Consider the following 9865-nt stretch of genomic DNA (forward strand, 5'->3'; position numbering starts at 1 on the left):
GTATCGATAACTATACCTATAAACAGGTGCTAATATGCTTAATCGTCTTCAGGAGTCAGATATAAAGCTACTGCGTGTGTTTTACGCTGTAGCGAGCTGCAACGGATTTACTGCGGCAGAACCCGTGTTGCGTATGCAACGACCCAACATCAGTGCAGCCATCAAAAAACTGGAAGAACGTTTAGATTTGGTGTTATGTCATCGCGGTCGTGGTGGCTTTCAAATGACAAAAGAGGGTGAGGTGGTTTTCCAAGAAACCAAACGCATCTTTAATGCCTTCGACAACTTTGTCTTCAATCTGAAATCGCTGCATGATGACTATTCTGGTCATATCACTTTGGTCTTGATGGCTGGTCTTCCGCTTTCTATGCACTTAGCCGTAAGTAAAGCGGTTAAAAGTACAATGAAGAAGTTTGACGATATTCACGTTAATATCCAAACTCGTTTATACAATGAAGTTGAGCATGTCGCTTTATCTGGTGAGTGCCACCTCGTTGTTTCAACCTATGACATGGTCAAACCGGAATCAGTAACTTTTCATCCTGTCGGCATTAAAACTGAAGGGCGATTGTACTGTGCGCCTACACACCCTTTGGCAAAATATCGCGATACTGATTTACCAGAAGGCGTAAAAATTGGTGATTATCCTGCCATTGGTATTTCTGGATTGTCGTCGGCAAACTACATTGAAGATGAAACCAGATTATCGATTCAAACTTTTTCAGACTCATTTGATGCAGCGATGTCTGCGATTATGACCGGCGAGTATGTTGGTTTGCTGCCAGACTATATGGCGAAAGAGCAGGGCGCCGCACTTGGGCTTGTACCTATTGCAAAAGGGAGCTTATTTAAATTTAGTCACGAACTGTTTGTGATGAATGGAAAAAATACGCGATTAAACCCTGTATTACGCCACTGTATTAAAGAATTGAGCTACTTCATTTCAGAGAGTCAAAAGTAGTAGCAACAAGCACCTGTGATCACACCTCTTATTGTTTATAAACGCTTGGAATAAAGCGCTTATAAACAATAAGAGGTGTTTTTATTTCAGATTACGCTATTCGTATTCTAGAGGATCGACGGCGTTATTTTCCTTGAACGCCTCTAAGCGCTCTTCGCACGCACCGCATTTTCCGCATGCTTTTTCTCTGCCGTTGTAACAGGTCCACGTTTGGCCGTAATCCAGTCCCATTGACAGACCATCGGTCAAGATAGCGGTTTTGCTGTCGTCGATATAAGGCGTCATAATCGTAACCGGTGTATAGTTCGCAATGCCGCACACATCATTCATTTTATGAACAAACTCAGGGCGGCAGTCTGGGTAAATGGCATGATCGCCAGAGTGAGCGCCATAGTATACTTCGTTAGCGTCTAAACTGACCGCGTAGCCAACGGCCAGCGATAACAAAATCATGTTGCGATTGGGGACCACGGTTTGTTTCATGCTTGGCTCTTCATAGTGGCCTTCTGGAACTTCGATATCTGAGGTTAACGCTGAACCCCCTATGAGCGTATTTATGGCGCTAATATCTACAATTTTGTGGGGAACGTTAAGCGAATTACACACGTTGGCAGCATAATCGAGTTCTTTCTTGTGGCGTTGTCCGTAGTTAAAGCTCAGTGCATGAACTTTTTTGCCTGCTTTTAGCGCCTTATGCAGCACTGTGAAGGAGTCCATGCCTCCTGAATAGATAACAACAACGTTTTCTGACATAGTTTTTCGAAGATTTAAGAAATTATGCCCGAATTTTATGTGATCCTTGGTAAAATCCCAACATACAATCGTTAAAGGGTGTCAAATTGTCTGTAATGTCCACATTAAACATCAATGAGATGTTTGAAACTATCCAGGGTGAAGGTGCTCACACTGGTATTCCCTCTATCTTTGTTCGTTTACAAGGCTGTCCTGTGGGCTGTCCATGGTGTGATACGAAACATACGTGGGAAATTAAGCCTGACTTGAGTGTGTCGCCACAAGCTGTGATCACAAAAGGCGAAGAGTCTGAAACCTATTTCATCTCCAGTGAGGAGGCTTTGCTGGCTGAGTTTGGGAAACAAGGCTATGTGGCAAAGCATGTGGTTATTACCGGCGGTGAGCCATGTATGTACGACCTACGTCCTCTGACGAGCCTACTTCACGACAACGGATACACAACACAAATAGAGACCAGCGGTACTTTTGAAGTACTTTGTGACACGCGTACGTATGTGACGGTTTCTCCTAAAATAAACATGAAAGGCGGATATGACGTCTTAGCAAGCGCGCTTGAAAGAGCGAATGAAATCAAGCACCCCATCGCAATGCAAAAACATATAGACGAGCTTGATGCGCTGCTTGCTAATGTATCGTCATTAGACGGAAAACAGGTTTGTTTACAACCAATTAGCCAGCAAAAGAGAGCCACAGAACTTGCAGTGCGTACTTGTATTGAACGTAACTGGCGGCTATCTTTACAAACACATAAATACATTGGTATTGAATAAGTGTTTGAAACGCGCCGGCTTTGTGGCAAACACGTCTTGCGCTTAAGTAATCAAACTAACAAAGGACAGAAAGAAGATGCATAGCTTTAATCTGCTAAAAAAAGCCGTAATAGCGGCCGTCGCTTTGTGTTCTTTTACTGCTGCATCGATGGTTGAGGCCGCTACTTGGACAATCACTTATCCGCGTCCTATTGACGACTCAGATGCCCGTGCTCAATATCCGATAGCACTGCTTAAACTTGCGCTCGATAAAACCGGCGTAAATTATGAGCTACGCCCTTCTGATCGTATATTGCTGACGGGCAAAGCGATGCGTCAGCTACGTGAAAACAGAGAAGTTAACGTAGTATGGAGTATGACGGACAGCCAACGCGAAAAGGAATTGACCCCCATTCGTATTCCAATCGCAAAAGGGCTTATAGGTCTTCGTGTTTTCGTTATTAACGAAAATAAAAAGACGAAGTTCGATGATGTATTATCGCTGACTGACATGCGTAAACTTATACCCATTCAGGGTGAAGAATGGCCGGACACCAAAATTCTTCAAGCCAACGGGTTTAACGTGTTTACTGTGCCTGAGTTTCGCGAAGCGTATGACATGATTAAACAAGGTAAAGGGGACTTTTTTCCTCGTTCTGTTATGGAAGTGGACGCAGAGCTGGAGGTGGAAGGTCGTCGTAACAACCTTTACCTTGAGCCTTCAATGGCGCTGTATTACCCCACCGCTATGTATTACTTTGTAAGTTCAAGTAACAAGACGTTAGCGAATCTCATTGAAACAGGCCTTAACAGAGCCATTGAAGATGGCTCTTTTGATGCGTTATTTGAATCTACGTACGCGCCAATCTTAGCGTCTTTAGGGGTTAATGAGCGTAAAATTTTCACTCTCGAAAACCCGTTATTACCCATTGAGACCCCTCTTACTAATTCTGCTTTATGGTATAAACCAAAAACAGAAGATTCAAAAGAATAAATAGACAATAAAAAACGCGGCTTAGGCCTAATGCCGATCAGTTAAGAATTTAATGATCGGTTGACCGATCTTTTTAAGGCTTCAAAATCCGGTATCAGGTAACTGATATCGGATTTTTTTATGGACGTTTCTCAAGCTTTAGACATCATCAATACTGTTAAGCAGCCACAAGCTAAAGCGCTGTCTGACCTCATTCCATTAGAGTTGATTGAACAAGCTTATCAGATGTCTGATACAGTTACCTTGCGCAAACGTAAGTTGTCGCTTGAATCACTGGTATGGTTACTTGTAGGCATGGCGCTGTACAATGACAAGTCGATATCTGATGTTGTAAACCAGCTCGATATTGTTGATCGCGAGGGTAAGCCTTTTGTGGCGAAAAGTGCGTTAACGCAGCGTCGTAAAACCTTGGGGGAAAGTGGTGCAAAGGCGGTGTATCAGCACATGACGGCGCACTGGCTCAGACAGGCAAACTTACCTCAGTGGAATGGGCTGACGCTGTTAGGCGTTGATGGTGTCGTCTGGCGTACCGAAGATTCGCCGGAAAATGCCGACGCGTTTTCACGCCAAAAGGATTCTCTTTACCCGCAAGTAAGAATGGTTTGTCAGATGGAGCTAAGTACCCACCTGATGACGGGAAGCGCGTTTGATAGTTACGCCGTCAACGAAATGAGGCTGGCCGAACAGCTTATCGAAACTACCCCAGATAATAGTGTCACCCTGTTCGATAAAGGGTTTTACTCCCTGGGCCTATTACATCAATGGCAGCTCGAAGGGGAAAGCCGTCACTGGCTTATTCCTGTTAAAAAGAACCTGCAATATCAAGAAATTCGCTCCTTGGGACGCAACGACAAGTTGGTAATGTTAAGCAGTAACCCTCGTTCTAGGAAGTTATGGCCGGGATTACCCGATACCCTGACCGCTCGTATTGTGAGCCGAAAAATCAAAGGTAAAACCTATGAAGTGCTTACGTCAATGACTGATGCCATGCGTTACCCTGCAGCTGATATCGCTGACTTATATGGGCATCGCTGGGAGATTGAGCTGGGCTACAGGGAGCAAAAACAATACATGCTGGGAAACCGTCTGACCCTGCGCAGTCGCCTTCCTGAATTAGTGAAGCAGGAACTGTGGGGCGTATTGCTGACCTACAATCTAGTGCGATACCAGATGGTTCAGATGTGCTTTAACCTTAAAGGAAACTACCTGCCTTACCAGCTTAGTTTTAATGGTGCACTGGCTCAGGTGACGTCGCTGCTGGTCGGTCTGCCTTATTCAACGCCCGGCGCAATTCCAAGGCAGTATAAATACCTGCATAAAATGGCTGAGAATCTTATTCTGGCTCCACGGCGAGAACGCAACTTCCCCCGAACAGTTAAGAAGAGACCACAGCGATACAGCAGAAAGAAAAATGCCGCTCACCTTAAGTGAACGGCATTACGGCTTAGGCCGCGTTTTTTTAATGTTAGCTCTGCTTGTACGATTGTCTATCAAGACTCGCCAGCGTGGACGCCTTTCATCGAACGGCCAGAAGGATCTGCGTTGTTTTTAAAGCTCTCATCCCACTCAAGTGCTTCTGCTGTACTACACGCAATAGATTTACCGCCTGGCACGCAGCGTGCCGCACTTTCTTGAGGAAAGTAGCTCTCGAAGATAGTGCGATAGTAGTAGCCTTCTTTGGTGTCTGGTGTGTTAACTGGGAAGCGGAATTCCGCTGTTGCAAGTTGCTGATCAGTCACTTCGTTTTCAACGAAATCGCGAATTGAATCAATCCACGAATAACCTACACCATCACCAAACTGCTCTTTTTGACGCCACAGTACTTCTGCTGGAAGGGTTTCGCCGTTATCAAACGCTTTACGAAGGATCCACTTCTCCATTTTTCCATCTAGACACATTTTGTCTTGTGGGTTTAAACGCATAGCTACGTCAATGAAGTTCTTATCTAAGAATGGAACACGAGCTTCTACACCCCATGCTGATGTGGCTTTGTTAGCACGCGCACAGTCAAACATATGTAGACGATCAAGTTTACGTACCGTTTCTTCGTGGAATTCTTTGGCGTTTGGCGCCTTGTGGAAATATAGATAACCACCAAAAATTTCATCAGAACCTTCGCCTGAAAGCACCATCTTAATGCCCATCGCTTTAATTTTACGGGTCATTAAGTACATTGGAGTAGCGGCGCGGATCGTTGTTGTATCGTAGGTTTCCAAGTGATAGATAACATCACGGATGGCATCTAAACCTTCTTGAATGGTAAAGTGAATTTCATGGTGTACGGTGCCAATCATGTCGGCCACTTTCTTCGCTGCCTTAAGGTCAGGTGCTCCTTCAAGACCCACAGCAAAACTGTGCAGGCGAGGCCACCATGCATCTGTCTTGTCTTCGTCTTCAACGCGCTTTGCAACGTACTGCGCAGCGACAGCTGAAACCAGTGAAGAGTCCAAACCGCCCGATAGAAGTACAGCGTATGGAACGTCAGACATCATGTGTGACTTCACAGCTTTCTCGAATGCTACACGTAGCTCTTCTAGGTTGCTGGTGTTGTCTTTTACGTTGTCGTATTCCATCCAGTCGCGTTTGTAGTACTTGGTGATTTTACCTTCTTTGCTCCACAGGTAGTGGCCAGGAGGGAACTCACTGATTGTCTTACATACGCCTGCTAACGCTTTCATTTCAGATGAAACATAGAAGTTACCGTGTTCATCGTAACCGGTATAAAGCGGAATAATACCAATATGGTCGCGGGCAATAAGGTAAGCGTCTTGTTCTTCATCGTATAGAATGAACGCAAACATACCCTCTAGTTCATCGATAAAGTCGATGCCTTTTTGCTGAAAAAGCGGAAGAATAACTTCGCAATCAGAACGGGTTTTAAATGGGTACGGCTCATCTAGATTAGCAGCAAGTTGCTTGTGGTTGTAAATCTCGCCGTTAACGGCAAGAATTTGTTTATCGTTTTGGCTGATAAGAGGCTGCGCCCCTGTATCAACGTCGACAATCGCCAATCTTTCGTGACAAAGAATGGTATTGTCATTGTTCCAGATACCCGACCAGTCAGGGCCACGGTGGCGCAAAAGTTTTGATAAATCGAGGGCTTGGGTTCTGAGTTCAGACACATCGGTTTTGATATCAAGGATACCGAAAATACCACACATATAACGGATTCTCTCTGTTCACTTGTTGAAAAAAATAATAGAAGTTTTTTCTGTCGGTACTCGCGTACGAGTGGGCGATGATTTGTTGTTATTCTTATTCGCGTGCCCCTGAATGTGCCAGTCTGACAGGAAATTGCAAGTACATTATGATGAGAAAATGGAAATTCTTATTCCATTTATCCCAAAATAGCCGTTTATTAACATTTTTATCCTAATTCCATGCAAAGGTAAGCTTATGAATGCGGTAAGCAGTGCTTAATATAGAGGGAAGTGAGTTCAAATATAGAGGGTAGTAAATTAATGCGGGTCAATAAAAAAGGGTTTCAGGAAGAAACCCTTTATTAACGATAAAGAAGACGCGGCCTTCTTTGCGTTTTTACGTCAAAGTGTTTTAGTTTTGGCGCTGGAACTCGCTTGCTTCATTCCACTTCGGCCAAGCCTCTGCATTTGCAACACCTACACCCACATCAAACAGCATTTGCGTGTCTTGTACGATACCGCTTAAATCCCAATCGTCACGATACTGATCGCACACTTGGTGATAGCAGCCCGTAACAATGACATTCATACGTTTTCTGTATTTGGCTGTCTCTTCATCTGCTGGTTCATTTCCGCCTTCAGCGTACAGTGCTGGAACACCTTGCTTGGCAAAGCTGAAATGATCTGAGCGATAGTAGTACCCAGCTTCTGGTCTGTCTTCCTGAGTCAGTGTACGGCCTTGCTTAGCCGCAGCGGCTTCAAGATAGTCTTCCATTTCTGACTTACCCATGCCTACAACGGCAACGTTTTTGGTTTTACCTAATACGTTCATTGCGTCCATGTTGATATTAGCAACCGTATTTTCAATCGGAATAACAGGATTGCTTGCATAATATTTACTGCCTAACAGCCCTTGCTCTTCAGCAGTTACTACTAAAAATGATACAGAGCGTTTTGGTGCAGGCGTCAACTCTGAGTATGCTTTGGCCATGGCTAGAATAGCCGCAGTGCCCGTCGCATTATCATGAGCGCCATTATAGATTTGGTCGCCTTCTTTGCTCTCGTCTTTACCTAAATGATCCCAATGTGCCGTGTAGATAATATGCTCATCAGGAAACTCTGCGCCCGGCAGAGTCGCGATAACGTTGTTGCTCTCTGACTTTTTGAAGGTGTTGTTAACCGTAACCGATGCTTTGATATCCATTGCTTTGTTGTAAGGACCTTGCATGGCGTTTGCTTTCTCTTGGTCAAAGTCGAGCCCTGCATCAGCAAACACTTTTTTCGCCGCATCTAACGTTAACCAACCTTCAACAGCCACACGACTTGCTCCTTTGTCGGCACTTACTAGGCCGTACTGCGGACCGCTCCAGCTGTTAGCAACAACTGACCAGCCGTAAGAGGCAGGGGCTGTTTCGTGAACAATAATGGCGCCAGCAGCGCCCTGACGGCTCGCTTCTTCATATTTGTAGCTCCAACGACCGTAGTAGGTCATCGTTGTGCCTTGAAACTTACCACTTTCTGGATTTTCAAATCCCGGGTCATTAATTAGCATGACGACGGTTTTGCCTTCAACATCTAACCCTTCGTAGTCGTTCCAGTCGTACTCTGGTGCATTCACACCATAGCCAACGAAGACTAATTCTGAATCTTCAAGGGAAACTGAGCTCTGTTCTCGCTTGGAAGAGGCAACCATTTGCTCTTTATACGCGAAGTTATTGTCGCCAATAGTCATGGTCATATCTGGGTCAGCAGTAATTTCCATAAGGGCTACTTTTTGTAAAAAGCTATCCCCGTTACCCGGTTTAAGCCCCGCTTTGGTAAATTCACTAACCAAGTATTCAATGGTTTTCTTTTCGCCTTCAGTCGTCGGTAAACGGCCCTCAAACTCATCTGAAGACAGTACCTTTAATGGCTCGCGAATATCGGCGTCTGAAATATTGTTGTAAACACTGTCAAAGTTAGACGCCACAGGCATCTCTTTTTTCGCAGACTGATCTTGTGACGCGCTGTCGTTGTTAGGTGTGCAAGCACTTACGCCCAGAAGGGTAGGTACAAGCAATGGCAAAAACATTTTTTTCATTGTTAGTCTCTGTTTGCTCTACAATACTTGCTCAGTATAGAGAAAACCCCAGAGCGAACCAATAGTTGATATGCAATCAGACTCAATCCCTTTCTGTAAAGACTACTTAAAAAAACACGCAAGTTATCCTGTAACCATTCTTTTAGATGAACTCGGTTTAATGAGTCATAGTAAGTTTCCATCTCCTGATGTGCTTAATGAACTTACATCTAGATATCACAAGCAATGGACGGGGCCTGTATTTAAAGGACAGAGTCAGTTTTCAGAAGATGAACAGCGTTACTATGAAACGGTTATTAGTGAAGATGGGGTTGTCCCTACCAGAGAGCAAAGCTGGCACGATTTGTTTAATGCACTGATCTGGCTGCAATTTCCCAAAACAAAATCCTTATTAAATGAACTGCATATAAGCGATATCGAGGCGTATGGCGTAAACCCTCGCACCGCACGTCGCAATCGGATTACCCACTTTGATGAATGTGGCGTGGTGCTGGCGATAGAAGAGCCCAGACCAAGTGGCGTTGAATCGCTAGAAGTTTTCCTACAGCAACTGGCCACCCATGAATGGGAACAGGTATTTCTAGCAAATCGAGGGCGTTGGCATGCTGAAGTAACGCCCTATGTATTTGGGCATGCGAATTTAGAAATGATGCTGAACCCGTTTATTGGGCTTACTGGAAAGTGGCTCGCGGTTTCAGTGCCTCAAGGATTTAGTGAGCTCGATAAATGGCAACAACGCGCCGTACTCGACGATGCAATGTCAGCCCGAATTTCAGCACTCGATGCTTTTCAGATCACACCGCTCTTAAAGCCCCTTCCTTTGTTAGGCGTGCCTTTATGGCATTCACCGCAGGATGCGAAGTTTTATCAAAATAAAGATTATTTCAGGCCGTTACGACAAGGGGCTAAGCCAACGAAACAGCTGCCGCTGTGGGTGTAATACCAATCCGCATAGATCATTGCCCACTCAGAAGGCGCTGGCAAGTTTCCTAGCAAAGCGTGGGAATGCAGGAATGGCTGTTCCCTTTCAATTCCCAGAATGAAGCTAGGAAGCTTGCTAGACCTTCCCGAAGGGCGAGTTTAAAATGTCCGTACTCTTTGTTGTGTCACCTTGATGTAGAACCACTATACCTGCGGTAACACGCCGCGATTACGAACATTTTAACTCTTGCTGAGTGGGTAATGATC

The 9865-nt window shown here is 44.8% G+C and carries 8 protein-coding genes; 5 read left to right on the forward strand and 3 right to left on the reverse strand.

From position 1 onward, the window contains the following. Window positions 1-34 precede the first annotated feature (34 nt). Window positions 35-961 (forward strand): LysR family transcriptional regulator, encoded by a 927-nt coding sequence (locus tag ACFI6J_RS18130; RefSeq protein ID WP_014948786.1) that lies wholly within the window; start codon window positions 35-37, stop codon window positions 959-961. Window positions 962-1057: 96 nt separating this feature from the next. On the opposite strand, the gene queC is transcribed toward ACFI6J_RS18130, so the two are convergent. Further along, complete coding sequence (gene queC, locus ACFI6J_RS18135; RefSeq protein WP_014975995.1) at window positions 1058-1714, reverse strand: 7-cyano-7-deazaguanine synthase QueC; 657 nt, start codon at window positions 1712-1714, stop codon at window positions 1058-1060. Window positions 1715-1809: 95 nt separating this feature from the next. Between queC and queE the strand changes: the two genes are divergently transcribed. From queE to ACFI6J_RS18150, 3 genes are all read left to right on the forward strand, one after another. Next, entirely contained in the window at window positions 1810-2484 is a 675-nt protein-coding gene (gene queE, locus ACFI6J_RS18140) for a 7-carboxy-7-deazaguanine synthase QueE (RefSeq protein ID WP_462586315.1), read from the forward strand. Between the two features lie 76 nt (window positions 2485-2560). Next, complete coding sequence (locus ACFI6J_RS18145; protein ID WP_014948789.1) at window positions 2561-3457, forward strand: type 2 periplasmic-binding domain-containing protein; 897 nt, start codon at window positions 2561-2563, stop codon at window positions 3455-3457. 120 nt (window positions 3458-3577) lie between these two features. Next, window positions 3578-4888, forward strand: coding sequence for an IS4 family transposase (locus tag ACFI6J_RS18150; RefSeq protein WP_061095232.1), 1311 nt, complete (start codon window positions 3578-3580; stop codon window positions 4886-4888). Between the two features lie 59 nt (window positions 4889-4947). Here the strand turns inward: ACFI6J_RS18150 and asnB are convergent, their stop codons facing one another. Continuing rightward, on the reverse strand, window positions 4948-6618 hold the full coding sequence (asnB, locus tag ACFI6J_RS18155; RefSeq protein WP_014948790.1) for an asparagine synthase B: 1671 nt from the start codon (window positions 6616-6618) through the stop codon (window positions 4948-4950). Window positions 6619-7009: 391 nt separating this feature from the next. Then, entirely contained in the window at window positions 7010-8677 is a 1668-nt protein-coding gene (locus ACFI6J_RS18160) for a M28 family metallopeptidase (protein ID WP_014975997.1), read from the reverse strand. 70 nt (window positions 8678-8747) lie between these two features. On the opposite strand from ACFI6J_RS18160, the gene ACFI6J_RS18165 reads away from it, so the two are divergent. Next, window positions 8748-9617: a DUF3025 domain-containing protein gene (locus tag ACFI6J_RS18165; RefSeq protein ID WP_462586316.1), complete on the forward strand. Its 870-nt coding sequence runs from the start codon at window positions 8748-8750 to the stop codon at window positions 9615-9617. The last annotated feature ends 248 nt before the right edge of the window (window positions 9618-9865 follow it).

The sequence above is a fragment of the Alteromonas sp. G4i13 genome (assembly GCF_054960505.1).